1 protein-coding gene is annotated in these 293 nt (G+C 75.8%); it reads left to right on the forward strand.

The features are described 5' to 3' along the window. Window positions 1-293: HAMP domain-containing protein (locus V5F48_RS25120; protein WP_394260669.1), on the forward strand; the 293-nt coding region annotated here is incomplete at both ends.

Genomic DNA, 293 nt, shown 5'->3' on the forward strand with positions numbered 1-293 from the left:
CGGATGGCCTCTGGCTCAACGCCGCCGCCCGGCTGGAGCGGCCCGGCATGCATCTGCCGCCGCAGGCGCTCGCCTCGACCCTGCTGACGCTGCTGCTGCTTCTCGGCGCGCTCTGGCTGGGGCTCAAGCGGATCACCGGCCCCCTGCGCGCGCTGGCCGACGCGGCCGACGCCTTCGGGCTCGGCGCCGAGCCGCCGCCCTTGCCGCGCGACGGCCCGCGTGAGGTGCGCGCGCTCGCCGAGGCTTTGGCCCGGATGCATGAGCGGCTCTTCAAGATGATCGGCGAGCGCACG

The sequence above is a fragment of the Xanthobacter autotrophicus ATCC 700552 genome (genome assembly GCF_043194565.1).
Taxonomy (GTDB): Bacteria; Pseudomonadota; Alphaproteobacteria; order Rhizobiales; family Xanthobacteraceae; genus Xanthobacter; species Xanthobacter autotrophicus_F.